22 protein-coding genes are annotated in these 24,699 nt (G+C 67.5%); 9 read left to right on the top strand and 13 right to left on the bottom strand.

The window, feature by feature from the left end:
- Positions 1-13: 13 nt before the first annotated feature.
- Positions 14-1,240, bottom strand: a complete 1,227-nt coding sequence (locus ILT42_RS13015) for a lytic murein transglycosylase (RefSeq protein ID WP_204216040.1) — start codon at positions 1,238-1,240, stop codon at positions 14-16.
- Between the two features lie 299 nt (positions 1,241-1,539).
- Here ILT42_RS13015 and galU point away from each other — a divergent pair, with 299 nt between their 5' ends.
- Together galU and ILT42_RS13005 are read left to right on the top strand one after the other, a co-directional pair.
- Positions 1,540-2,406 (top strand): UTP--glucose-1-phosphate uridylyltransferase GalU, encoded by an 867-nt coding sequence (gene galU, locus ILT42_RS13010; RefSeq protein WP_204216039.1) that lies wholly within the window; start codon positions 1,540-1,542, stop codon positions 2,404-2,406.
- A gap of 46 nt (positions 2,407-2,452) precedes the next feature.
- Positions 2,453-3,460: a KpsF/GutQ family sugar-phosphate isomerase gene (locus ILT42_RS13005; protein WP_204216038.1), complete on the top strand. Its 1,008-nt coding sequence runs from the start codon at positions 2,453-2,455 to the stop codon at positions 3,458-3,460.
- On the opposite strand, the gene ILT42_RS13000 is transcribed toward ILT42_RS13005, so the two are convergent.
- The 6 genes from ILT42_RS13000 to ILT42_RS12975 form a co-directional block, all read right to left on the bottom strand.
- Positions 3,457-3,906 carry an NfeD family protein gene (locus tag ILT42_RS13000; protein ID WP_204216037.1) on the bottom strand — a complete coding sequence of 150 codons (450 nt, stop codon included), beginning with the start codon at positions 3,904-3,906 and terminating at the stop codon, positions 3,457-3,459. The genes ILT42_RS13005 and ILT42_RS13000 overlap by 4 nt on opposite strands.
- The gene (locus ILT42_RS12995) at positions 3,903-4,895 is read right to left on the bottom strand and encodes an SPFH domain-containing protein (protein WP_204216036.1); all 993 of its coding nucleotides are present in this window, start codon (positions 4,893-4,895) and stop codon (positions 3,903-3,905) included. The genes ILT42_RS13000 and ILT42_RS12995 overlap by 4 nt, the downstream gene beginning before the upstream one ends.
- Positions 4,896-4,968: 73 nt before the next feature.
- Positions 4,969-5,376 carry a DUF2000 family protein gene (locus ILT42_RS12990; protein ID WP_204216035.1) on the bottom strand — a complete coding sequence of 136 codons (408 nt, stop codon included), beginning with the start codon at positions 5,374-5,376 and terminating at the stop codon, positions 4,969-4,971.
- On the bottom strand, positions 5,376-5,798 hold the full coding sequence (locus ILT42_RS12985) for a MarR family winged helix-turn-helix transcriptional regulator (RefSeq protein ID WP_204216034.1): 423 nt from the start codon (positions 5,796-5,798) through the stop codon (positions 5,376-5,378). The genes ILT42_RS12990 and ILT42_RS12985 overlap by 1 nt, the downstream gene beginning before the upstream one ends.
- A gap of 100 nt (positions 5,799-5,898) precedes the next feature.
- Positions 5,899-6,963, bottom strand: a complete 1,065-nt coding sequence (hemH, locus tag ILT42_RS12980; protein WP_229428619.1) for a ferrochelatase — start codon at positions 6,961-6,963, stop codon at positions 5,899-5,901.
- A 161-nt stretch (positions 6,964-7,124) separates the two neighbouring features.
- Complete coding sequence (locus tag ILT42_RS12975) at positions 7,125-8,633, bottom strand: bifunctional metallophosphatase/5'-nucleotidase (RefSeq protein WP_204216033.1); 1,509 nt, start codon at positions 8,631-8,633, stop codon at positions 7,125-7,127.
- A 188-nt stretch (positions 8,634-8,821) separates the two neighbouring features.
- On the opposite strand from ILT42_RS12975, the gene ung reads away from it, so the two are divergent.
- Complete coding sequence (gene ung, locus ILT42_RS12970) at positions 8,822-9,523, top strand: uracil-DNA glycosylase (RefSeq protein WP_204216032.1); 702 nt, start codon at positions 8,822-8,824, stop codon at positions 9,521-9,523.
- Between the two features lie 30 nt (positions 9,524-9,553).
- On the opposite strand, the gene ILT42_RS12965 is transcribed toward ung, so the two are convergent.
- On the bottom strand, positions 9,554-13,054 hold the full coding sequence (locus ILT42_RS12965; RefSeq protein WP_204216031.1) for an indolepyruvate ferredoxin oxidoreductase family protein: 3,501 nt from the start codon (positions 13,052-13,054) through the stop codon (positions 9,554-9,556).
- A 242-nt stretch (positions 13,055-13,296) separates the two neighbouring features.
- Here ILT42_RS12965 and ILT42_RS12960 point away from each other — a divergent pair, with 242 nt between their 5' ends.
- Together ILT42_RS12960 and ILT42_RS12955 are read left to right on the top strand one after the other, a co-directional pair.
- Positions 13,297-13,944, top strand: a complete 648-nt coding sequence (locus tag ILT42_RS12960; protein ID WP_204216030.1) for a DUF1007 family protein — start codon at positions 13,297-13,299, stop codon at positions 13,942-13,944.
- Positions 13,935-14,954, top strand: a complete 1,020-nt coding sequence (locus ILT42_RS12955; protein WP_204216029.1) for a nickel/cobalt transporter — start codon at positions 13,935-13,937, stop codon at positions 14,952-14,954. The genes ILT42_RS12960 and ILT42_RS12955 overlap by 10 nt, the downstream gene beginning before the upstream one ends.
- Here ILT42_RS12955 and ILT42_RS12950 read toward each other — a convergent pair.
- Positions 14,951-16,546, bottom strand: a complete 1,596-nt coding sequence (locus ILT42_RS12950; protein WP_204216028.1) for a gamma-glutamyltransferase family protein — start codon at positions 16,544-16,546, stop codon at positions 14,951-14,953. The genes ILT42_RS12955 and ILT42_RS12950 overlap by 4 nt on opposite strands.
- Positions 16,547-16,695: 149 nt before the next feature.
- Between ILT42_RS12950 and ILT42_RS12945 the strand changes: the two genes are divergently transcribed.
- Complete coding sequence (locus ILT42_RS12945) at positions 16,696-16,983, top strand: hypothetical protein (RefSeq protein ID WP_204216027.1); 288 nt, start codon at positions 16,696-16,698, stop codon at positions 16,981-16,983.
- 9 nt (positions 16,984-16,992) lie between these two features.
- Here the strand turns inward: ILT42_RS12945 and ILT42_RS12940 are convergent, their stop codons facing one another.
- From ILT42_RS12940 to ILT42_RS12925, 4 genes are all read right to left on the bottom strand, one after another.
- Positions 16,993-17,997: a hypothetical protein gene (locus ILT42_RS12940; RefSeq protein ID WP_204216026.1), complete on the bottom strand. Its 1,005-nt coding sequence runs from the start codon at positions 17,995-17,997 to the stop codon at positions 16,993-16,995.
- A gap of 95 nt (positions 17,998-18,092) precedes the next feature.
- Entirely contained in the window at positions 18,093-18,512 is a 420-nt protein-coding gene (locus tag ILT42_RS12935) for a DUF1850 domain-containing protein (protein ID WP_204216025.1), read from the bottom strand.
- Positions 18,458-20,770, bottom strand: a complete 2,313-nt coding sequence (locus tag ILT42_RS12930) for a TRAP transporter permease (protein ID WP_204216024.1) — start codon at positions 20,768-20,770, stop codon at positions 18,458-18,460. Before ILT42_RS12930 ends, ILT42_RS12935 begins: the two co-directional genes overlap by 55 nt.
- Before the next feature lie 91 nt (positions 20,771-20,861).
- The gene (locus ILT42_RS12925; RefSeq protein ID WP_204216023.1) at positions 20,862-21,830 is read right to left on the bottom strand and encodes a TAXI family TRAP transporter solute-binding subunit; all 969 of its coding nucleotides are present in this window, start codon (positions 21,828-21,830) and stop codon (positions 20,862-20,864) included.
- A 145-nt stretch (positions 21,831-21,975) separates the two neighbouring features.
- Here ILT42_RS12925 and ILT42_RS12920 point away from each other — a divergent pair, with 145 nt between their 5' ends.
- From ILT42_RS12920 to aztA, 3 genes are all read left to right on the top strand, one after another.
- Positions 21,976-23,553 carry a glucan biosynthesis protein gene (locus ILT42_RS12920; protein ID WP_204216218.1) on the top strand — a complete coding sequence of 526 codons (1,578 nt, stop codon included), beginning with the start codon at positions 21,976-21,978 and terminating at the stop codon, positions 23,551-23,553.
- Between the two features lie 229 nt (positions 23,554-23,782).
- The gene (locus tag ILT42_RS12915) at positions 23,783-23,932 is read left to right on the top strand and encodes a hypothetical protein (protein ID WP_204216022.1); all 150 of its coding nucleotides are present in this window, start codon (positions 23,783-23,785) and stop codon (positions 23,930-23,932) included.
- A 4-nt stretch (positions 23,933-23,936) separates the two neighbouring features.
- Positions 23,937-24,683: a zinc ABC transporter ATP-binding protein AztA gene (gene aztA / locus ILT42_RS12910; RefSeq protein ID WP_204216021.1), complete on the top strand. Its 747-nt coding sequence runs from the start codon at positions 23,937-23,939 to the stop codon at positions 24,681-24,683.
- Positions 24,684-24,699: the final 16 nt, after the last annotated feature.

Below are 24,699 nucleotides of genomic sequence, written 5' to 3'. Positions count from 1 at the left end.
GGGGCCCGGCCCGTCAGCGGGCTGCGCGCAATTCGCGCAACAGGGCCGAATCCGCATAGCCGTCCGGAACGAGGCTGTGGCGAAGCTGGAAGTTGCGCACCGCCTCCCGGGTCATGGAGCCGAGCTTCCCGTCCGTCTCCCCGCGATAGAAGCCGAGGCGCAGGAGCCGCTGCTGCACCTCTTGGCGCTGGTCCTTGTCCAGCATCGGCTCATCCTTGGGCCAAGCGCCTCGGATCGGCCCGCCGCCCATGACCCGGTCGCCCAGATGGGCCACGCCCATGGCGTAGGCGTCGGACGAATTGTAGGTCTTGATGACGGCGAAATTGTCCGTGACCAGGAAAGCCGGCCCCCCCGCCCCGGCGGGCAGGAAGAGCGTGCCTTCGCCGGACCGGGGCATCGCGCTCCCGTCCATCCGCTTCAGGCCGATCCGGGACCAGCTTGCGAAATTGTGGCGGTGGTTGCGGAAGTCGAAGCCGCGCGGCAACTGCACTTCGAAACCCCACGGCAGTCCCGGCTCCCAGCCGTGCTGGCGCAGGTAATTGGCCGTGGACGCGAGCGCGTCCGGCACGGAGGACCAGATGTCCCGCACCCCGTCCCGGTTGCCGTCGACCGCGTATTTCATGAAGCTCGAGGGCATGAACTGGGTCTGGCCCATGGCGCCGGCCCAGGAGCCCAGCATCCGGGAGCGGTCGATATGCTCCCCCTCCAGGATTTCGAGGGCGGTCAGCAGCTCGCCCTTGAAGAAATCGCCCCGGTAGCGGGTATAGGCTAGGGTCGCGAGCGCCCGCACGGCATAGATCGAGCCCGTGAAGGAGCCGAAATTGGTCTCCATGCCCCAGACGCCGAGCACCACGGCGCGCGGCACCCCGTAGGTGCGCTCCACCATGTCGAGGGTTTTGTCCCACTGGGCCGCCATGGCGCGGCCGCGCTCCAGCCTTTGGGCCGAGATCGCACCGTTGATGTATTCCCAGATCGGCCTGACGAACTCGGACTGCTTGCGGGTGAGCGCGATGATCTTCGGATCGGGGGCGACCCCACGGAAGGCCTCGTCGAAGGTGGCGCGGGACACGCCGCGCGCCTTGGCGGCTGGCCAAAGCCCCTCCACGAACCGCCCGAATCCGGCCTGGGACGCTTCCTGCGCCATGGCCGGGGCTGTCGGCGCGCCAAGAGAGGCCACCGTGACAGTGGCAAAAGCCAAGGCGCCGCACAGAATGCGGCTGGCCGAACGCAGTCTCGGCATGGTGGACGCCCCTCCCGGGATGAGTTTGTCTCATCCGCATTGCGCCATCATCGAGATTAAGGAAGTGTTGAACAAGCACCGTCGGAGGCGGCGTTTCGTCCCTGGGAAAGATCACGGTCTCGTGTCGATCAGCCTGAAGCGTTCAGCCCAAGGTCAGCTTGACCGTTACAAAACAACGCATCTTCCGTGCAACAGAACCGACATCCGTTCGTTATATGGCATCTTGAAACTTGACAGTTCCCCCGCCCGCTCTCTCTCATCCCATCAAGTCGTCTCCACTCTTCAACATGGCTCGATCAATGAAGCGCATCCGTAAAGCCGTTCTTCCCGTCGCCGGCCTCGGCACCCGTTTCCTTCCAGCCACCAAGGCGGTGCCCAAGGAGATGATGTGCGTCGTCGACCGGCCCGTCGTGCAGCACGTCGTGGATGAAGCCCGCGCCGCCGGCATCGAGCATTTCATCTTCGTGACGGGCCGCAACAAGGCCGTGATCGAAGACCATTTCGACATTGCCTACGAGTTGAACCGGACCCTCGAAGGGCGCAACAAGACCAAGGAGCTGGAGATCCTGGCCAAGGACCAGCCCAAGGCCGGCCATACGAGCTTCACCCGTCAGCAGGAGCCGCTCGGCCTCGGCCACGCGGTCTGGTGCGCCCGTGAACTCGTGGGCGACGAGCCCTTCGCGGTAATCCTGCCCGACATGCTGAGCCGGGGCTCCATGGAGCAGATGCTGGCGGCCTACGAGCAGCATGGCGGCAACATCATCGCCGTGGAAGAGGTCCCCGAGGACCAGACCCATCAGTATGGCATCGTGTCGGTCGGCCAGGAATTCGGCAAGACCTTCGAGATCACCGGAATGGTGGAGAAGCCGCCGAAGGGCACTGCCCCCTCGAACTACATCATCTCGGGCCGCTACATCCTGCAGCCGGAGGTCTTCAACCTCCTGGAGACGCAGGAACGCGGCGCCGGGAACGAGATCCAGCTCACGGATTCGATGATCCGGCTCATGAAGGAGCAAAAATTCTACGGCATGAAGTATGAGGGCCGGACCTACGATACCGGCTCCAAGATCGGCTTCCTGATGGCGAATGTCGCCTATGCCCTGGAGCGTGGCGACCTCGGACCGGATTTCCGCGCCGAGCTCGAGGCGTTCCTGGCCCGCAAGTAGGTCCCCTGCTTTCATCGGCCCGCCGCTCCGTGCTAGAGCGGCGGCCATGACGCCAGCCGAGACGCCAGCCAACGCCGCCCAGCCCCTTCCGTCCGACGCCGTCGCCTCGGCCCTGCGAACCCTTGCGGCCGAGCGCGACGGGCTGAGCGGCCTCATGGCCGCCATCGCCGACGGGCTGGGCGATCTCTTCACGAAGGCCGTGGAGACGATCGCCGGATCGAGGGGCCGGGTCATCGTGTCCGGCATGGGCAAGTCCGGCCATGTAGGCCGCAAGATCACGGCGACGCTGGCCTCCACAGGCACTCCCGCCCATTACGTTCATCCGGCCGAGGCGAGCCACGGCGATCTCGGCATGGTGCAGCCCGAGGACGTGATCCTGGCGCTGTCCTGGTCCGGCGAGACCACGGAACTCGCCGATCTCATCGCCTATGCCAAGCGCTTCCGGGTGCCGCTCATCGCGCTCACATCCAGTGCGACCTCGACGCTGGGTCACGCCGCCGATATCTGCCTGTGCCTGCCCAAGGCCCAGGAGGCCTGTCCCAACGGGCTCGCGCCCACCACGTCGACCACCATGCAGCTTGCGCTCGGCGACGCTCTCGCCGTGGCGCTTCTCGAAAAGCGCGGCTTCACGGCCGAGCACTTCCGGGTTTTCCACCCCGGCGGCAAGCTGGGCGCCCAGCTCAAGCTGGTCCGGGACGTGATGCACACAAACGAGCGCCTGCCGGTGGTCGGGATCGACACCCTCATGGAGGAGGCCATCGCCGAGATCGGCCGCAAGGGCTTCGGATCCGTGATCGTGGTCCATCCGGACGGGACGCTGGCCGGGATCGTCACGGACGGCGACCTGCGCCGCAACCTGCGGCCCGATCTCGCGAGCCTGCCGGTGGCCAGCATCATGACCCGCAGGCCCCGGACCATCGCGCCCGACGACCTCCTGGCCTCGGCCCTGGAGGTGCAGGAATCCTCGAAGATCACGGCCCTGATCGTGGTCGAGAACGACCGCCCCGTGGGACTGGTGCACTACCTCGACCTGCTGCGTGCCGGCGTGGCCTAGGCCGCCTCGACCACCAGCGTCGCGCCGTCCACCCGCACCACGCGAACCCGAGTGCCAAGGGCCTGATCGGCCCCTGTCACACGCCAGGAGCTGTCATCCACGCGGATACGGCCCTCCCCGTCGCGGATGGGCGCCTCCAGAACGAAGACCCGGCCGACGAGCGCCTGGCCGCGGCGGTTGAGCAAGGACGCGGTCGTGTCGTCGTGGCGGCTCGGCCGGTTGACGGCGCGGCCCGCCAGGACGGACACGACCGAGAGGCCCGCGAAGGCCAGCGCCGCGACCTGCCACGAAAGGTCCAACACCATGCCGAGGAGGCCCGTCGCGACCGCCGCGATGCCGAGCCAGATCAGGAAGGCGCCGGGCGCCACCAGCTCCAGCCCGATCAGGACGACGCCCAGAATGATCCAGCTCCATCCGCCCAGGCGCACGAACGTGTCGGCGATCATGGGGTCTCCTTCTTGGACGCGACCGAGGGCACCCGCTTGACGGGAGCCCGTTCCGGGGCGCCGCCATTGCCGAACACCGATCTGGTGAGTTCGGCGATGCCGCCCAGCGTTCCGGCGAGACCCGCCGCCTCGATGGGCACGATCACGACCTTCTGGTTCGGCGCGGTGGCCACGGCCTTGATGGCGTCCACGTATTTCTCGGCCACCAGGAAGTTGGCGGCGGCCAGATCGCCCCGTGAGATGGCGTCGCTCACCATGGCGGTGGCCTTGGCTTCGGCCTCCGCCTGGCGCTCGCGGGCCTCCGCGTCCCGGAAGGCCGCTTCCTTGCGGCCCTCGGCGGCGAGGATCTGCGACTGCTTCTGACCCTCGGCCCGCAGGATCTCGGCCTGGCGCATGCCTTCGGCTTCGAGCACGGCAGCGCGCTTCTCGCGCTCGGCTTTCATCTGGCGGGCCATGGCGCCCGCGAGGTCGGCGGGCGGTACGATGTCTTTGATCTCCACGCGGGTGACCTTGGCGCCCCAGGGCGAGGCCGCCGCATCCATGACCCGCAGCAGCCGCTCGTTGATCTCGTCGCGATGGGACAGCAACTGATCGAGGTCCATGGACCCGACCACGGTGCGGATGTTGGTCATGGTGAGCGTGAGAAGCGCCTGCTCCAGGTTGGAGACCTCGTAGGAGGCCCGGGACGCATCCAGGATCTGGTAGAAGGCCGCCGCGTCGATGGTGACGCCCGCATTGTCCCGGGTGAAAGCCTCCTGGCTCGGCACGTCGAGGACCTGCTCCATGACGTTCACCCGCTTGCCGACGGTTTCCACGTAGGGAAGAATCAGCGACAGGCCGGGCCCGAGGGTGCGGGAATAGCGGCCGAACCGCTCGACCGTATAGGCATAGCCCTGCGGGATCGTGCGCACCCCCATGGCCACCGTCACGATGACGAGGATCACCAGGGCGATCACGAAGATGTCGAAGCGGTCCAGGGGAAGGTTCATCGGAGGCCTTGAGCTTTACTGTAACAGGTTCTCAAGGCGTACCGGAAAGCCGCGTCTCAGGCTAGAGCGCGCTTCAAGGATGCATGCGGGCGCCCTTGGTGATCTTGTCCACGAGCTTGCGATCCTCCCGCAGCGCCAAACCCACCACCTTGGCGGTGTCCGGCCCATGCTCGGCGAAGACGGCCCGGTTGGCGGCGTCGTGGCCGGTCGTGAACATCTCCTCGATGTAGAGCGCGTGGGGCACGCCTCGGTCGAGGGCGCGGCGGTGGACGTTGGCGAGGGTCGGCCGGTCGGCCGCCAGCACGATGATGGGCTGCCGGCACAGGCTGGCGTAGAGGTTGCCGGCCGCATCCCGGTAGGGTTCGCCGATCAGGCCCCCGTCGGCTCCCACGATGCCGCTCATGAGAAAGGCGGTCACATTGAGCTTCTGCCAGGTTTCCAGGTCGTCCCGGATGACGATGGCGATTTTGGTGTCGAACATCAGGCGTCCTTCTCGGCGGCGAGCCTGCGCAGCATGCGCCACAGGGCAGGCGCTTCGTCACCGAGGCTTGCGGCAACCTCGGCGTTGATGGCGTCCATGGTGGCTTGCAGGGGAGCCTGGAGGTCTCGTCCGGCCGCCGCCAGGACGAGACGGTTGACCCGGCGGTCCACCGGATCGGGCTGGCGCGCGATCAGGCCCTGCTTTTCGAGCCGGTCGATGACGCCCGTCATGGTAGCGCTGTCCAGGATCAGGCGCCCGCCGATCTCGGCGCCGCTCTGGCCGTCACGCTCCCACAGGACCTGGAGGACCGCGTACTGGACCGGCGTCACCCCGTGATCCGCCAGCCGGTCGCGCGTCAGGCGGGTGACTGCCTGGGCGGCTTTACCGGTGAGAAAGCTGATGCAGTCCTCGATGCGCTCCATGAGATGAACCTAAGACACATATATCTTGCATGCAAGATATATGTGTAAAAGCTATCGGTATAAGAGCAGGCCTCAGGAGTCGGTTGTCGCTTCGAACGTCTTAAAGCCAGCCCTGGAGTTCCTTCTCGACGATGTGGCGGATGACCCGCATGCCGTCGGGGCTGTCGTTGAGGCAGGGCAGATAGGCGAACTCTTCGCCGCCGTTGTGCAGGAAGATCTCGCGGTTTTCCACGTCGAGCTCTTCCAGGGTCTCCAGGCAATCGGCCGAGAAGCCCGGCGCCACGATGGCCATGCGCTTGATGCCGCCTTCCGCCAGGGTTTTCACGGTCTCGTCGGTATAGGGCTGGAGCCACTCGTCCGGCCCGAAGCGGGACTGGAAGCTCATGCGGAAGCGCTCCTTCGGCCACCCGAAGGCCTCGCGCATCAGGCGCCAGGTCTTCACGCAATGGCAATGATAGGGGTCGCCCTTGAGCAGGTACTCCTTCGGCACCCCGTGGAAGGACACGAGAATGACCTCGGGCTCGAAGGTGAGCTTGGCGAGCGATTCCTTCATGGAGGACACCAGCGCGTCGATATAGACCGCGTCGTCGTGATAGGGCGGCGAGACGCGCACGGTCGGCTGCCAGCGCATGTCCATGAGGGCCCGGAAGGCCTGGTCGCAGGCGGTGGCCGAGGTGGCGGCGGAATATTGCGGGTAGAGCGGCACGAGGAGGATGCGGTCGCAGCCCTGGTCGAGTAGCGCCTGGATGCGGGCCCGCACCTCCGGCTTGCCGTAGCGCATGGCCCAGTCGACCACCACGCGGTCGCCCGCGATGGCCTTGAAATGCGCCGTCACGTCCTCGGCCTGGGCGCGGGTGATGGTTTTCAACGGTCCCTCGTCCCGCTCGTTGTTCCAGATGCTGGCGTAGTCCTTGCCCTTCCGGCCCGGCCGGGTGGTGAGGATGATGAGGTTGAGAAGCGGCCACCACAGGAGGCGCGGGGTCTCGATGACCCGGCGGTCGGACAGGAATTCTTTGAGATAGCGCCGCATGGGCCAGTAGCTCGTGCCCTCGGGCGTGCCGAGATTCATGAGCAGCACGCCGATGCGCCCGGACCGCACGACCGGATGGTCCACCGGCATGAGGCCGGGCTGCTGCAACTCGTTCAGGTCGATCCGCTGGTTCATTCGTGCTGGCCCTTGGCGGGCCGCTTCACGCCGCCCTTGCTTGGATGGATGCTAGATAGGCGGTTCTGGCCCTTGAGCCAACGTGATCGAGTGTCACTTCCCTCCGAAATGAAAAAGCCGGAGCCCGAAGGCCCCGGCTTTAACGTTCGGACGTTCCCGTCTCAGCGCAGGACGACGCGGCCCTCGACCTTCGGGGCGACCTTGCCGGCCTTGGCCACGTAATCGATCACCTGGCTCGCCATGAGCTGGCTCGCCGAGGGGTCGATCAGGTTCTTGTTGCCCGCGAAGGACGAGTAGCCGTCGCCGCCGCGCGCCATGAAGTCGTTGGTGGCGAGCTTGTAGGTCTTGGCCGGGTCGAGGTCCTGTCCATTCACCTTCACGGACTTGACCCGGCTGCCCGGGGGCTCCTTCATGTCCACCTCGACCACGAGGCCGGAGACCTGCGGGAAGCGCCCGCCGAGCTCGCGCACCTGGCTCACGCCGTTCTCGAGTCCGGCCTTGAGCTTGGCGCCCGTGATCTCCATGAGCACGGTGGTGTTGCCGAAGGGCATTTCGGACTGGAAGTCGCGGCGGGTCAGCTTCTTGCCGGCCGGGTATTCCTTGTCGGCGCGCAGGCCGCCGCCATTGGTGATGGCCACGTCGGCGCCGACGGCGGCTTTCAGGGCATCCGCCACGAGGTTGCCCATGGCGGCCTCGCCTCCGCGCACGGTGGCGCGGCGGCTGTCGAGGGGCGTCTCGGTGACGCCGATCTCCACGTCGAGCTCCTTGGACAGCTTGTCCTCGTAGCCCTTCACCACCGCCTCGATCTCGGGATCGGGCTTCACGGTGGCGGTGTCGATGATGCGGAAGTTGGGGCTCCAGCTCACCGTGGTCTTGCCGTCCTTGGTGGCCTTGGTGACCGACAGCTCGGTGATGACCACGTAATTGGCCTGCGACTCGGCCTCGGTCAGCGCCACCTTGCCGTCGTAGAAGGCGAGCAGGTGCTCGTCATGGCCGCCGATGATCACGTCCACGCCGGCGGAGCGGGCGATGATCATGTCGACTTCCAGCGGCGTGTGGGCCACCGCAACCACGATGTCGACGCCCTTGGCGCGCAGGTCCTTGGCCTTGGCGCGAGCCGCGTCGATGGTGGACGAGAACTGGATGGTGCCGGGGCTCGAGGCGATCGGCGTGTCCTCGGTGGTGAGGCCGAAGAAGCCGACCTTCACGCCCTCCACGTCCACGATCTTCTCGGGCTTGGTGTTGGCGGGGGCGCCCGCGCCGTCGACGATGTTCGAGGTGAGCACGTCGAACTTGGCATCGGCCATGCGGGCGCGGAACACCGAGTCACCCAGGTCGAACTCATGGTTGCCCGGCGTCATGGCATCGACGCCCATCCGGTTCAGGATGTCGATGACGTGCACGCCCTTGTCGAAGCCCGACAGGAGCGAGGGCGAGATCGTGTCGCCCGCATGGACGAAGAACGCGTTGCCCTTGGCCTTCTCTTCCTTGACCACGGTGGCGAGGCGCGCGAAGCCGCCCCGGCCCTTTTCCGGGCCCATGCGGTCGATGTCGTTGGTCTGGACGAAGCGGATCGTCACCGGCTGCTGGGCATAGGCCGCCGTGCCGGTGGCGAGCATCGTCAGGCCCAAAAGGCCGGCCCGCAAGGCCGTGGTCGAGCGTTGAAACATGGTGAGATGTCCTCTCATGGGACGGGAAACCCCTGGTGGTTTTGGCAATGATGCGGGGTTACCGTGTCATAGAACGCAACCCCTGTCGACGGCCCAGATCGGAGAGGGATCGCCTTTCCGGCCGGGCCCGCGCGCACCATAAAGCGGCCTGTGTGACAAGACGATTTCGGATCGAGAAGGGTGACGCAATGGCAGGACCGACGGAAGACGCGCTCCGGCATTTCAAGGACAGCCGATCCGGCGGGTGGCGCGATCTCGCCTTCTTTCGTGACGGCAGCGCCGAGGCGGTCGCCGCCAAGGTCGATGGCCGCATCGCGGCCGGCGCAAATGTCCTTCCGCCACCGCCCGACATCTTCAACGCCCTGCTCCTGACGCCCCTCGACACGGTGAAGGCGGTCATCCTGGGCCAGGATCCCTACCCGACCCCGGGCGATGCCCATGGCCTTGCCTTTTCCTACCGGGGCGGACGGCGCCTTCCGGCCTCCCTGCGCACCATCCTGGCCGAGATGGCCGCCGAGACCGGCGCGCCGATGCCGAAAACGGGCGACCTGACGCCGTGGGCCCGGCAGGGCGTGCTTCTCCTCAACACCGCCCTGACGGTGGAAGCCGGGGCCGCGGGCGCGCATCTGAAGTTCGGCTGGTCGGCCCTGGTCGACCAGGCCGTCCAGGCCGTCTCGGACCGGCGGCCGGCCGTGGCCTTCCTGCTTTGGGGGGCGCCCGCGCGCAAGCGGGCGGCGCTGATCGACGCAGCCAAGCATCTGGTGCTGGAATCGGGCCACCCCTCGCCCCTCAACCGACTCAACGATTTCAGGGGCACACGGCCGTTCACCCGGGCCAATGCCTGGCTGGACGAGAAGGGAATCGAGCCGGTGGACTGGCGGTTGGGGTAGCCCTCTCCCCTGTGGGGAGAGGGACGAGCTCTATTCCGCCGCGATGGGCATCGCCGGGACGGGAGCCCGGAACTGGGCCAGCAGTTCGGCCTCCTCGGCCTTGGCGGTCTTGAGGTTGCGCTCCTTGATGTGACCGAAGCCCCGGATCTTCTGCGGGATGCTGGCGAGTCCCACCGCCGTCGGATGGTTGGCGGCGCTCAGGCGCAAGGTGATCTCACCGACCATAGCCTCGTAGTCGCGGATGAGCTGGCGCTCCGTCTTGCGCTCATGGGTGTAGCCGAAGACGTCGAGCGGTGTGCCGCGCAGAACCTTCAGGGGCGCGAGCACCCGGAAGGCCTTCATCATCCAGGGCCCGAAGCTCATCTTGCGCGGGAGACCGGTGTTCGGGTCCTTCTTGGCCAGCAGCGGCGGCGCGAGGTGGAACTCGTAGCGCAGGGACTCGCCCTCGAAGGTGCTCTCCACCTGCTTCTCGAACTCGCCGCCGGTATAGAGCCGGGCGACCTCGTACTCGTCCTTGTAGGCCATGAGCTTGAAGAGCGAGCGGGCCACCGCCTCCGTCAGCGTCGTGGCGGACGCGTCGACCTTGGCCTCGGCGGCGCGCACCCGCTCCACGAGCGCCCGGTAGCGCCGGCCGTAGCGGGCGTTCTGGTAGTCCGTCAGGAAGGCGACGCGGCGCTCGATGACCTCATCGAGGGTTTGCGAGAGATGGCGAACCTCCGTCGGCTCCCGCAGGCGGGACATCATCTGGGCGATCACCTCCGGCTCGGCCGCGGCGCGGCGGCCCCAGGTGAAGGCCGAGAGGTTCATCTTCACGGCCTCGCCATTGAGCTCGATCGCCTTCTCGATGGCCTCGGCCGTCAGCGGGACGTGGCCGGTCTGGTAGGCGTAGCCCAGCATGAACATGTTGGCCGCGATCGCATTGCCGAGCAGCGCCGTGGCGATGGCGGTGGCGTCCACGAAGGCGGCGCCGTCGCGGCCCGCGGCCGACCGGATCGCGCGCTTGATGCGCTCGGTGGGCAGCGAGAAGTCGGCATTGCGGGTGAACTCGCCCGGCATCACCTCGGCGGTGTTCACCACCAGGGCCGTCCGGCCCTCCTTGACGGAGGCCAGCACCTTCTTGGTGCCGGTTACCACGAGGTCGCAGCCGAGCACCAGGTTGGCGGCGCCTGCCGTCACCCGGATGGCATGGATGTCGTCCTGGGTGTTGGCGAGCCGCACGTGGCTGTAGACCGCCCCGCCCTTCTGGGCGAGGCCCGCCATGTCGATCATGCCGAGGCCCTTGCCCTCGAGATGGGCCGCCATGCCCAGGATCGCCCCGATGGTGACCACGCCGGTGCCGCCCACGCCCGTCACGATGATGTTGAAGGTGCGCTCGATGGAGGGGATCGCCGGATCCGGCAACGGCCGGAAGGTCACGCCCTCCGTGGACGCGGTCTCCGGCACGGCCTTTTTCGGCTTGGCGCCGTGCACCGTCACGAAGGACGGGCAGAAGCCCTTCACGCAGGAGAAATCCTTGTTGCAGTTCGACTGGTCGATCTGCCGCTTGCGCCCGAACTCCGTCTCCACGGGCTGCACGGCGACGCAGTTCGACTGGACGGAGCAATCGCCGCAGGATTCGCAGACCAGCTCGTTGATGATGACGCGCTTGTCCGGATCCGGGAAAGCGCCGCGCTTGCGGCGGCGGCGCTTCTCGGACGCGCAGGTCTGGTCGTAGATCAGGGCCGTGACGCCGGGGATCGCGGCCAGCTCCCGCTGCACGGTCTCGAGGTCGTCCCGGTGGTGAATCGACATCCGCGCCGGCCAGCGGATCTCCTTCGGGTACTTGTCCGGCTCGTCGGTCACGAGGGCGATGCGCTCCACGCCCTCCTCGCGCACCTGACGGGCGATCATGTCCACCGTGAGCCCGCCCTCATGGGGCTGGCCGCCCGTCATGGCCACCGCATCGTTGAACAGGATCTTGTAGGTGACGTTGGATTTCGTGGCGATGGACCAGCGCAGGGCCAGGATGCCCGAATGGTTGTACGTGCCGTCACCGAGGTTCTGGAACACGTGGCCTCGGGTGGAAAAGGCCTGCTCGCCGATCCAGTTCGCGCCCTCGCCGCCCATCTGGGTGAAGCCGTCCGTGGCGCGGTCCATCCACTGTACCATGTAGTGGCAGCCGATGCCCGCATAGGCCCGCATGCCCTCCGGCACTTTGGTGGAGGAATTGTGCGGGCAGCCGGAGCAGAAATGAGGCGTGCGGGTGGCCACGTCGCTGGTGAGCGCCAGCACCTCCTGGGCGTGCTTCAGGCGCTCGACCCGTCCGCGCAGGTCGTCGTTGTTGTGATACTTGAGCAGGCGCTCGCCGATCACGATGGCGATGTCGTTGGGATCGAGCGCGCCCTTGACCGGGAAGAGCCACTTTCCGGTCTCGTCCTTCTTGCCGATGCAGAGCGGCTGGTCGGTGGTGCCGTACAGCTCCTCGCGCAACTGCACCTCGATGAGCGAGCGCTTCTCCTCCACCACGATGACCATGTCGAGGCCGCGGGCGAAATCCACGAGTTCCGCCTGCGAGAGCGGCCACGGGCAGGCGACCTTGTAGAGGCGCAAGCCCATGTCGTTGGCCTTGACCTCGTCGAGGCCGAGCTCGTCCATGGCCTGGCGCACGTCGAGATAGGACTTGCCCACCGTGATGACGCCCACCTTGGGGGTCCGGCCGCCGGAGAGCACGAGATGGTTGAGGTTGTTGGCCCGCACGAAGGCCAGCATGGCGTCGCGCTTGTAGTCCTGGAGGCGGGCCTCCTGGTCGAGAACGCCGTCGCGGTTGCGGATGTTGAGACCACCCGGCGGCATCGTAAAATCGTCCGGGATGACGATCTTCACCCGGTCGAGGGAGCCGTCCACGGAAGCCGTGGATTCGATGTTCTCCTTGACGCACTTGAACGCCACCCAGGAGCCGCAGAAGCGGCTCATGGCGTAGCCGTAGAGGCCGTAATCGAGAATTTCCTGAACGCCCGCCGGGTTCAGGATCGGGATCATCACGTCCACGAAGTGGAACTCGGACTGATGCGCCACGGTGGAGGATTCCGCCGTATGGTCGTCGCCCATCAGGGCCAGCACGCCGCCATGCTTCGAGGACCCGGCCATGTTGGCGTGGCGGAACACGTCGCCGGAGCGGTCGACGCCCGGGCCCTTGCCGTACCACATGCCGAACACGCCATCGTACTTGCCGTCGCCCCGGATCTCGGCCTGCTGCGAGCCCCAGACCGCCGTGGCGGCCAACTCCTCGTTGAGGCCGGGCTGGAACAGGATGTTGGACGGCTCGAGCCACTTCTTGGCCCGGAACAGGTTCTGGTCGAGGCCGCCGATGGGGGATCCGCGATAGCCCGACACGAAGCCGGCCGTGTTCAGCCCGGCCAGCCGGTCGCGTTCGCGCTGCATCAGCAGCAGGCGCACGATGGCCTGGGTGCCGGTGATGAAGAGCCGATCCTTGCCGAGATCGTACTTGTCGTCGAGCGTTACGGTACGGAGAGCCTCATGACCTGCGGCCATCGCCCAAATCCTCCTGGAGCCTTTGCCCCGCGCGCCGGTTGGTCCCGGTTCTTCTGTCGTTTCGATATGTCAGTGATGCTGACATATCTAGTTTAGAACGTCAATCAAGTAGGGACCGCACTGGACCTTGGTCGCATCGGCGCCGCGCCTCCCTTTCGCCGCCTTTGCGGGCCAAGGCTCGCCCATCCGGTTCATGTGGTTTCACATGACATCTCGCTCAAGCGTCGCCATAAGATCAACGCATGAATCGTCGCCTCGGTCCTTCACGTTTTCTCGTCCTTTTGGCAGGTCTCCTGCTGGCCGCCTTCGCGGTCCCGGCCTGGGCGCACCCCCATGTGTTCGTGACGGCCCGATCCGAGGTGGTGTTCTCGCCCGAGGGGACGATCACGGGCGTTCGCCACTTCTGGTCGTTCGACGAGGCCTACTCGTCCTACGTGACGCAGGGCTTGGACAAGAACGCGGACGGCAAGCTGACCCCCGACGAGTTGCTCGACCTGGCCAAGGAGAACACCGAGTCCCTGGTCGATTTCGACTATTTCACCTTCGTGAAGGTGAACGGCCGGAAGCAGGCCTTCGGGACGCCGCGGGATCCCGCCATGGCCTACGAGAACGAGCGGGTGGTGCTGAGCTTCTTCCTGCCCCTGGCCAAGCCCGTTCCGGCCTCCAGCATCTTCGCCGTCGAGGTCACGGACCCGACCTTCTTCGTTTATTTCGAGATGTCGCCCAACAAGGACGCCGTGAAGCTGGCAAGCGCTCCCGCGGGCTGCTCGCTGACGGTGGCGAAGGCGGTGGGCCTCGACATGTCCCAGCAGCAGGCCATGGCGGACAACACCTTCCCGATCCCCTCGGGCGAGCAATACTCGAACAAGGCCATCGTCACATGTCCGTGACGGCCCGCCCTCTTGGGCTCCCGGTGTCCGGCGGCGGCGCATGGGCGCGCCTTGCCCTGGCGGCGGGTGCGGTCGCCTTGGTGGCGCTTGCGGCCACGCTCCTCGTCGGGTGGCTGGCCCCGCCCGCCCCCCCGCCCGTGAAGAACCCCTTCAACATGGGGCTCCGGGAGGCCGCCCCCTCGGGCAGTCTCGGGGCCTATATCCTGTCGGTTCAATCGGGCTTCTACCGCTCCCTCCAGGGCGCGGTGCGGGAGATGAAGGAGAACGGGGCGGCGTTCTGGTCGCTGATGGGCATCGGCTTCGCCTACGGGGTATTCCATGCCGCGGGCCCAGGGCACGGCAAGGCCGTGATCTCGGGCTACCTCATTGCCGACGAGAAGGCCCTGCGCAAGGGCTTCGCCTTGAGCCTCGCGGCCGCCCTCGTCCAGGCCCTTGTGGCGGTGGGCCTCGTGGCCGTGGTGGCCTTCCTGCTGCGGGCGACCGCCGCCACCATGAACGCCCTGGCGGCCCAGGTCGAGCTCGTCAGCTTCGCTCTCGTGGCGGCGCTCGGCCTGCTCATCACCTGGCGCAAGGCCGGAAAGGTTCTGGGCGTGGCGGCGCTGGCCCGCGACCCGCTCGCCGCCCCGGCGAGCGAGGGCTGCGACCACGCCCACATGCCGACCCCGGAGGCCTTCGAGGGCAAGAGCCGCTGGCGCGAGATGGCCGGCGTCGCGCTCGCGGCCGGGATCCGGCCCTGCGCAGGCGCCCTGATCGTGCTGGTCTTTTCCCTGTCGCAGGGCGTGTTCGCGGCCGGGATCGCGGCCACCTTCGCCATGGCGCTGGGCACCGCCCTCACCACGGGCGCCATCGCGGCGGTCGCGGTCTTCGCCAAGACGCTGGCCTTGAGGGTGGCGGGCGGGCGCGGCGCCGCGGGCGCGCTCGCCATGGCCGGGATCGAGCTCCTGGCGGCCGCCTTTGTGCTGGTGCTGGGCGTGAGCCTGCTCCTGGGCGTCTGGACGGGCGGCGCCTAAAGCCCGAGCGCGCCGCCGTCCGAACGCGGATCGTGCGTGGCCTCCACGCGGCCGTTGCGGGGGTGCTTCACGAGCATGCCCGCATGGCCGAAATTGTCCGAATAGGCCTCCCCGGTCTCCTCCACCGGATGGCCGAGGCTCGCGAGACCCCGGATCACGCCCCCGTCGAAGCGATCCTCCAGGCGAAGGCGCCCCTCCGGCTCGCCCCAGTTCCGGCCCAGGATCCAGCGCGGCGCGTCCACGGCCTCCGCGAGCCCCATGCCGAATCGGTAGCGGGTGAGGATCTGGCCCAAGATCTGCGGCTGCGGCTCCCCGCCCATGGTGCCGTAGGACAGGACGCGCCCATCCGCGAAGGCGGCCAGCGCCGGGTTGAGGCTGTGGAAGGGCTTGCGGCCGGGCGCAAGCGCATTGGGGCTGTCCGGATCGAGGGAGAAGGCGCAGCCCCGGTTGTGCCAGAGAAGCCCCGTGGCGGGCAGGACGCAGCCGCTGCCGAAGGCCCAGAACACCGATTGGATGTAGGAAACGGCGAGACCGTTCCCGTCGATGGCCCCCATCCAGACGGTGTCGCCGTCGGTGGAATATCGCAGCGGCGCGGTGGCGGCCCGCCGGGCATCGATGAGGGCGGCCTCCCGGTCCAGGGCGCTGGAGCCCAGCCAGGCTTCCCCGCCGGAACCGGGGACCGATGGGTCCGAGGGAAGACGCTCGCGGATCGCGGCGGCCCGCTTGAAAGCCTCGATGAGCGCATGGTGGTGGGCCGGACTCTCCGCCCGCGCCACATCCAGGCGCTCGAACAGGCCCAGCATGATCAGGGACGTGAGCCCCTGCGTGGGCGCCGGCAGGTTGTAGACCGTGGCGTCCCCCAGGCGGAGGCTCAAGGGCCTCACCACCCTGGCCTCGTAGCGCTCGATGTCCCGCCGGGTGACGGGAGCGCCGATCCGCTCCAGGTCGGCGGCGACCTCCCGGCCGACGTCGCCCCGGTAGAAGTCGCGCAGGCCCGCATGAGCGAGTTGCTCCAGGGTGGCTGCGAGCGCGGGCTCCCGGCGCAAGGTGCCGGCCGGCGCTCGCTTGCCGTCGACCAGGAAAGCCTCGGCGAAGCCTGCCACGGCATAGAGGTCGGCCTCGCCGCTGGTCTTGAAACGGGCCTCGGACTCCGACACCGGATAGCCCTCTCGGGCGAGCCGGAGCGCCTCCCCCAGGAGCAGATCCAGGGGCAGCGAGCCGCCAAGCGCCCCCGACAATTCGAGGGCGAGCCGCCAGCCGCCAACCGCTCCCGCCACGGTCAAAGCCGCGTCCGGGCCGCGGGGCGGGATGGCGTCGTAGCCCTTGTGCCGGTAGCGCCGGATCGTCGCGAGGGCGCCCGCCGGGCCCGAGGCATCGAGGGCATGGACCCGGCCGCTCGGCTCCCGCACCAGCCAGAATCCATCGCCGCCGAGGCCGTTCATATGGGGGTAGACCACCGCGATGGTCGCCGCCATGGCCACCATCGCCTCGACGGCGTTGCCGCCCGCCGCGAGGACGACCTGGCCGGCCTGGGCGGCCGCGTGGTGGGGAGCGGCGACCGCCGCATGGGAGAAGACAGGGGTTTCGGGCATGGTTTCAACCAAGTGTGACGCGGGCGGAACTTGCGCCCCGGCCGGCCTTTAGGGTAGTTCCTGGCGCATCGTGCGGAAAAAGGGACCCGGTTTTCCGCCTCGAACGATGCGCCGCGTCAGAGATTGCATCAGAGGGGCCCCGGAGGTGGATGCCACTTTCGGGTCTGATGCTCAAGCAAACGGAGTTCGAAGTCTTGGCTCAGTCCACCCGCACCAATTGGCGCAACGTCATCACGGTTGCGAGCATCATGATCCTCGTGGGCGTCGAGGTGTTCGGCGTGGCGCTCGCCGGCGGCTGGGCCGTGGCGGGCCTGTTCGAGCTCGGCACCACCGTGGGCTACATCCTGATGGTCCTGTTCAGCGTCCTTGCCGCCTACCTGATGCTGATCCTCTGGCGCCATTGCGTGTCCGTCGAGCCGCTGGCCGAGCGGAGCTAAAGGCAGGCCTCACCGTCCGATGGCCTTGAAGCCGATCCGTCCGCCCTGGCCGTCGAAGGCGACGGCGTAATAATTGAAGAACAGCCGGCTCGAATTGGCCTCGCGCTCGTCCTTGACGCGAACGCCCATCTCGGGCCCGACCCGGACGCTCAGATCCACCACGTCCCCGACCTTCATGGTGAAGACCGGCCCGTGGCGGTAATGCATGATGGGCGTCAGCAGCGCCGGGTCGGCATCGTCGTCCTTGAAATGAACGTCCCGGCTGCCGCCGGTGTCGAACACGATGGGCGAGCAGGCCTGCTCCGCCCCATCGACCCAGAAGCATGCGTTCAGCGAGCCCGTATCCCAGAGCTTCTGGCCGTCATCACCCGCGTCCGGCTGAGCGGGCTGCAACGACGCGAACCGGAATCCCGACAGATCGCGCTCTTGAAGTCCGACCGTCACGCGGGGGCTGTCTCCGCCCATGTCGACGATGAAGCCGGATTTGAGCTGGCCGGGCAGCTGCATGAGGGGGCTGTAGGCCTCGTCCGGGCGGGCGTTGAGCTTGGTGCCCATGATGCCCATCGTGCCCCGAGGCAGGCCGGGGCAGCGCTCCTGCCCGTCCTTGCAGCGGATCGTGGTGATCACGTCGATGCGGACCGGTTCGGACGTGGCGATGGGCGGCTGGGCCTCCGGGAACGAGACCCGCGCATAGCCGACATAGCCCTCGACCTCGGTGCCGTCGCCGTAAATCGCCTGCGTCCGCTCGCCGGTCTTGCGCAGGTCGGGGCCCAGCGCGCCTTCGAGGATGCGCAGTCCGCTCGATCCGGTGTCGAACAAGACAGGCACCGGATCGCCGCCGCCGACGGCCGCCGTCACGGCGTTGGGCACCGAGGCGCCGGGATGGTGGCGCAGGGGCAGGGTCGCGGTCTCTTCCGCCGCCAGCGCGGGCGTCGCCGCGAGGGTGAGAAGACCGGCGCAGCCCGCCAGAAGGGCGCACCGCCCGTTGATGTTCGGTGAATGCCTGCCCGCCATGATGCCCCCGGTCGCCGGGCCTTTTGCCCGTTTGTGTGAGGGCACGATCATGCGGACCGAAAGCTTACGTTGCGTAAATTTCGAGCGCGCGCCGTTCAGGGTTGATCGCAGGCGGTCATGACAACCGGGTCGGCATCGCCCGGAACCACCTCGCCCAGGGGACGGCAGCGCCTCTCCCTGCAGATCCGCCAATCGGCGGTCGCCCCCGAGCGGCGCAGCACGACCTCGCGCTGGGGCGGAATGCCGGGTTTCCATGACCACACGCCATCCTTGAGGCGCGCCTCCGGCGGCGGCTCCATTCCGGCGCCCGATCCCCTCACCCGCGCCTCGTCGATGACGAGGCCCTGCGGCGTGCGGCGCCAATCCTCTTCCCACAGGATCTTCTCGACCGAATGCGTCCAGGCCAGGGTGAGCGTGTTGCCGAGGAGCGGCACGAGCACCGCCCCGGCCGCCAGGCAGATCATCCGGCGACAGCCGGTGTGGCCGGAGCCTGGCGCGTCCGCCAGACGTGCCATCCGATGAACAGGGCGCCGAGCGCGAAGCCGATCTCGTCGGTGAGCGGGATCGCAGCCACGAGGAACGCCGCCGCGACGGCGGCCCACAGGCGCTCCCACCACGTGAGAGGCGCCCGGAAATAGCCCACGGCGGCCACGCCCCACAGGCACATGGCAAGCGACGCCTTGACCACGATATAGGCCACGGCGAGCCAGTAGCCCGCCCCCTCCAGGCCGGGCACGGGCTGGAGCATAAGGGTCGGGTCGTACACGGCCATGTAGGGCACCACGAAGCCCGGCAGGGCGATCTTCACGGCCTGGATGCCGATCTTGAGCCCCGATTCCTTCGCCATGGGGGCGGCCGCGAAGGCCGCGAGCGCCACGGGCGGGGTCAGGTCCGCCATGATGCCGAAATAGAACACGAACATGTGCGACACGATGAGCGGCACGTCGAGGTTCAGGAGGATCGGCGCGGCCAGCGACGACGTGATGATGTAATTCGGGATCGTCGGGATGCCCATGCCGAGGATGAGGCTGAACACCATCGTGAGCACCAGGGCCAGGAACATGTTGTCCCGGCCGATGGAGATCATCCAGTTGCCCACGATGGTGCCGAGCCCCGTGAGCGTCATGGTGCCGATCACGATGCCCACCACCGCGCAGGCCAGGCCCACGGGCAGCGCCTGGCGGGCGCCGTCCGCGAGCGCATCGACGCAAGCCCGAAGGGTCAGGCGCCCCCGGCCCGAGAAGGCGTTCCAGATCGACAGGGCGGCCACCACGGCCAGCACGAGGGTGACGCTTGCGGCCAGCGAGGCGGCGGAGACCAGCGCGAGCGCGATCCAGAAGGCGACGCGCAGGGCCGGAACCGCGATCCCGGCCGCGATGGCGGCGCCGAGGATCAGCGCGACCGTGAGCGCGAGGCCGACCGCGCCCGCGAAGAGCGGCGTGTAGCCCGCGAACAGCAGGTAGACCAGCACGCCGAGCGGCGTGATGAGGAACCACTTCTTCTTGATCTCGGCCCAGCCGCTGGGCAGTTCAGCCCGCGACAGGCCGCGCAGGTGGCGCTTTCCGGCTTCCAGATGAACGGCGAGATAGCACGCCGCGAAGTAGAGCAGCGCCGGGATGATCGCGGCCTCCACGATCTTGGAATACGGCACGTCGATGGTCTCGGCCATGATGAAGGCCACCGCGCCCATGACCGGCGGCATGATCTGGCCGCCCATGGAGGAGGTCGCCTCCACGCCGCCCGCGAAGGCGGACGGGAAGCCGAAGCGCTTCATGAGCGGGATGGTGAACTGGCCCGACGCCACCACGTTGGCGACGCCCGAACCCGACACTGTGCCCATGAGGGCGGAGGACGCGACGCAGACCTTGCCGGGCCCGCCCTGCGCGCTGCCGAAGGCCGCCATGGAGATGTCGTTGAAGAAATCGATGACGCCCGCCTTCTCCATGAAGGCGCCGAACAGGATGAACAGGAAGATGTAGGTGGCGGAGACCAGCGCTGGCGTCCCGTAGATGCCCTCCGTGCCGAAGGACATGTGCTCGATCACCTGCTCGAAGGTGTAGCCGCGATGGTCCAGGGGCGCGGGCAGCCAGTGGCCGAAGACGCAATAGGCCAGGAACAGCCCCGCCACGATGGGAAGCGCCGGGCCCATGACGCGCCACACGAGATAGAGCAGGACCGCCAGCGCCACGACGCCGCTGACCATGTCGCCGGACGTGAGTTCGCCCGCGCGCACCAGCAGGTCGTTGTAGAGCGCCCATTGATAGAGCCCGACCGCGAAGCCCGCGAGCCCCACGCCCCAGCCGATCGCCCTGAGAGCCGGGGACCCGGCCCTGTGGATGGCGATCATCGCGCCGGACACGAGGCACAGGAAGGCCACGTGCATGGCCCGCACCACCTGGCTCGGCATGCTGCCGCCGAAATGCAGCACGAGCCCGAAGGCCGCCGCGACCGCGATCCAGCCGAGCACGCCGTCCACGATGCTCCGGCGGCGGACAGCCAATACGACGATCCATGCGGCCCAGCCCGCGAGCGCGACGGCCAGGAAATGCGTCAGGGTCACGGGGCCGAGAAACGGGCGATCCAGGGGAATGCCGAAGGACGTGATGATCTGGAAGATCGAGAACGCGATGGCGATCCAGAACAGAACCTTGCCCGGAAGCCCAGCCCCGAAGTTTTCCGGCAATCCATGCTCCGGGTTCACGGCCTCGGCCGGGGCCTCCATCTGGGCGAGTTCCGATGCGTTCGCACCCTGACCGGTCACACCGTGGCTCATAGGCCGCTCCCCTTCGACTTCCTGCAAACCCAAAACGAAAAAAGCCGGAGCAGTTCATCTGCCCCGGCTCCTCGGTCAATTGGCCGATGGATTAGGATCCGGGCTTCTTGACGCCCTTCTCGTCGAAGTATTTCTGCGCGCCCGGATGGACCGGGACCGGCATGCCCGCAAGCGCCTGGTCGAGCTTGATGTCCTTGGCGGCCGCGTGGGCGGCGGCGAGGTCCGGCAGGCTCTCGTAGATCGCCTTGGTCATGGCGTAGACCTGGTCGTCCTTCATGCCCGAATGGGTCACGAGGTAGTTCACCACGGCGGCGGCCTGCACCGGCTGGGCCTGGCCCTCATAGGTGTTGGCCGGGATCGTGGTGGCGATATAGGGCGCGCCGATCTTTGCGACGATGTCCTTCGGCACCTCCACCACGACGATGGGCACCGAGGTGGCGAGGTCGCGGATGGACGACACGCCGAGGCCCGCCGATTGCAGGGTGGCGTCGAGCTGGCGGTTCTTCATGAGCTCCACCGACTCGCCGAAGGCCAGGTACTCGACCTTGCCGAGGTCCTTGTAGGACAGGCCCGCGCCCTGGAGGATCGCCCGGGCGTTCAGCTCCGTGCCGGATTTGGGCGCGCCCACCGAGAGGCGCTTGCCCTTCAGGTCCGCGAGGGTCTTGATACCGGATTCCTTGGACGCCACGATCTGGATATAGTTCGGGTAGATCGCCGTGATGCCGCGCAGCTTGTCGAGCTTGCCCTTGAAGCCCGCCTCCTCGTCGCCGGCCCAGCCGAGCGCGAGGCTGTCGCCCAGGGTGAAGCCGATCTCGCCCTTGGCCTGCTGCAGGAGCGTCAGGTTTTCCACCGAGGCCTTGGTGGCCTGGACCGAGGGCCGGCTGCCCTTGATCTTGTCGGTATAGACCTTGGAGAGCGCCACACCCAGCGGGTAATAGACGCCGGAGGTGCCGCCCGTGAGGATGTTGATGAAGTCCTGGGCCTGGGCGGGCAGGCTCGCGCTCACGAGGCCGAGGGCCGCGACGGCCCCGGCGAGGCGCCGCTTGAAAGTCGGATGCATGGTCAACTCCCTGTCAACTGTTATTCATTGTATCGTGGCCTGAAACCTACTTTGGCTGCTGACGACAATTTCTCAAGGCGTTAAGAGGGTCCTATTCCTGCCACCTTGGTAGGGTGACCTCATTCCCGGTTGAAGTGCTCCTCTCATGTTCGATCGCCGCCAGTTTCTCCAGTTCGCCACCGCCACGGCAGGCCTCGCCGCCACGGGCTTCTCGAGCGAGGCCATGGCCCAGCAGGGCCTGCGCTACGGCGCGCCCGCGCCGTTTTCCTTCGTGGAGCTGAAAGCGCGGGCGCAGGCCATGGCCAAGACGGCCTACGTGCCCCCACAGGCGCCCTCGCCGGAGGTTCTGAACCGGATCGACTACGACGCGCACGGCAAGATCCGGTTCAAGACCGATCTGGCGCTCTGGGCGAACGGCCCGAGCGAGTTCCCGGTCACGTTCTTCCACATGGGCCGCTACTTCCAGAAGCCGGTTCACATGTTCGTGGTCGAGAAGGGCCAGGCCAAGGAGATCCTGTACGAGGCGGCCTATTTCGACATGCCGGCGGACTCGCCCGGCCGGGAGCTGCCCGACAATTCAGGCTTCGCGGGCTTCCGGTTCCAAGAGCCGAGGAGCGGCAAGCTCGACTGGCGCAAGAACGACTGGGTGGCGTTCCTGGGCGCATCCTATTTCCGGGCCATCGGCCAACTCTACCAATACGGCCTCTCGGCCCGGGGCCTCGCCGTGAACGTGGCGGTGTTCAACAAGCCCGAAGAATTTCCGGACTTCCGCGAGGTCTATTTCGAGACCCCGGCGGCGGGATCCGACACGGTAGTGCTGTGCGCCCTGCTCGACGGTCCGAGCGTTGCCGGCGCGTACCGCTTCACCATGAGGCGCACCGATGCCGTGCTCATGGACATCGAGAGCACCGTTTACCTGCGGGGGGATATCGAGCGCCTGGGGATCGCGCCGCTCACCTCCATGTACTGGTACTCCGAAAAGTCGAAGTCGACCGCCATCGACTGGCGGCCCGAGATCCACGATTCCGACGGCCTCGCCATGTGGACCGGCAGCGGCGAGCGCATCTGGCGCCCCCTCAACAACCCGCCCCGCATCATCACGTCGGCCTTCTCGGACGACAACCCGAAAGGCTTCGGGCTGCTGCAGCGGGACCGGAACTTCGACCATTATTTGGACGGCGTCTATTATGACCGGCGTCCCTCGCTTTGGATCGAGCCCAAGGCCGGCTGGGCCCGGGGCACGATCCAGCTCGTGGAAATCCCCACCGACGACGAGATCCACGACAACATCGTGGCCATGTGGGTGCCCGCCGAGCCCGCCCGGGCCGGTCAGGCGCTCGACTTCAACTATCGCCTGCATTGGGTGGCGGAGGAGCCCTATCCGACGCCCCTCGCCCGCGTGGTCGCCACCCGCTTCGGCAACGGCGGGCAAGCGGGCACGGCCCGTCCCAAGGGCGTGCGCAAGTTCATGGTGGAATTTTTGGGCCAGCCCCTGACCAAGCTCCCGGCGGGCGTCATTCCCCGGCCTGTGCTCACCGCCTCCCGTGGCGAGTTCTCCAACATCCTGACCGAGGCTGTGCCGGACGACGTGCCGGGCCACTGGCGCACGCAGTTCGACCTGACCGTCACGGGCACCGAGCCCGTGGAGGTCCGCTGCTACCTGCGCAATGCCGACGAAGTCCTGAGCGAAACCTGGCTGTATCAGTACCATCCGACGGCCTGATTGTCCTATCTTAGATCTCGAAGACCTCATCCTGAGGAGCCGCTTCAGCGGCGTCTCGAAGGAGGATCCAGAGATCACTGGAAACGCCTCGTCCTTCGAGACGAATTGCTTCGCAATTCCCTCAGGATGAGGCTCCGGTGGCGCGGGCTACCAGCTCCTTTCGCACAAAAACGTACAATATACGCAGATTCCGCTGGCCTTCTGTCTGCGTATATTATACTAAACCCCTATGCATGGCGGTCACCACCCTCACCGGACCCACGCGGTCGCGGCAGCTCCGACCTTCTCGCTCCTGCGCCTGTCGGCCTGGGAGCGGTTGGCGGGCGCGAGCGTTCTTCTGGGCGCCCTGTGGGTGCTGGTCCTGCTGGTTCTGGGTTGACCCGATGACCAAATCCGCGATCCGTTTCGACGAAGTGACCCTGGGCTACGACCGGCGGCCCGCCATCCATCACCTGGACGGCGCGATCGCGTCTGGCAGCCTGACCGCCATCGTCGGCCCCAATGGGGCCGGAAAGTCGACGCTGCTGAAGGGCATCGTCGGCACCCTGTCGCCCTTGAGCGGCCAGATTCACCTGGACGCGACCGCCCCCTCGCGCGTGGCGTATCTGCCCCAGGCGGCGGAACTCGACAGGTCGTTTCCGCTCTCCGTCTACGATCTCGTGGCCATGGGCCTGTGGTCCCGCGCCGGGTCCTTCGGAGGCATCGGCCGCAAGGATCGGGGCCGGATCGAGGAGGCGCTGGCGGCCGTGGGCCTGACCGGGTTCGAGCGGCGCCCGATCTCCACTCTCTCGGGCGGCCAGATGCAGCGCGCTCTCTTCGCGCGGCTGCTGCTCCAGGACGCCGAATTGATCCTGTTGGACGAGCCGTTCACGGCCATCGACGCCAAGACCACCGCCGACCTGCTCGACCTCGTGACCCGCTGGCACACGGAAAAGCGGACCGTCGTGGCGGTGCTCCACGACCTCGACACGGTGCGCCGGGTGTTCCCGGAGACCTTGCTGATCGCCCGCGAGCCCGTGGCCTGGGGCGAGACCGGCGCGGTGCTGAGCGCCGAGAACCTGCTCAAGGCCCGCCGCATGGTGGAGGCGCACGATCCGCACGCCGCGCCCTGCCACCGGCACGCGGCTTAACAATAACTCTCATCCC

The organism is Microvirga pudoricolor (assembly GCF_016892705.1).
Classification (GTDB): Bacteria; Pseudomonadota; Alphaproteobacteria; order Rhizobiales; family Beijerinckiaceae; genus Microvirga; species Microvirga pudoricolor.
This window is presented reverse-complemented; position numbering and strand designations above follow the sequence as displayed.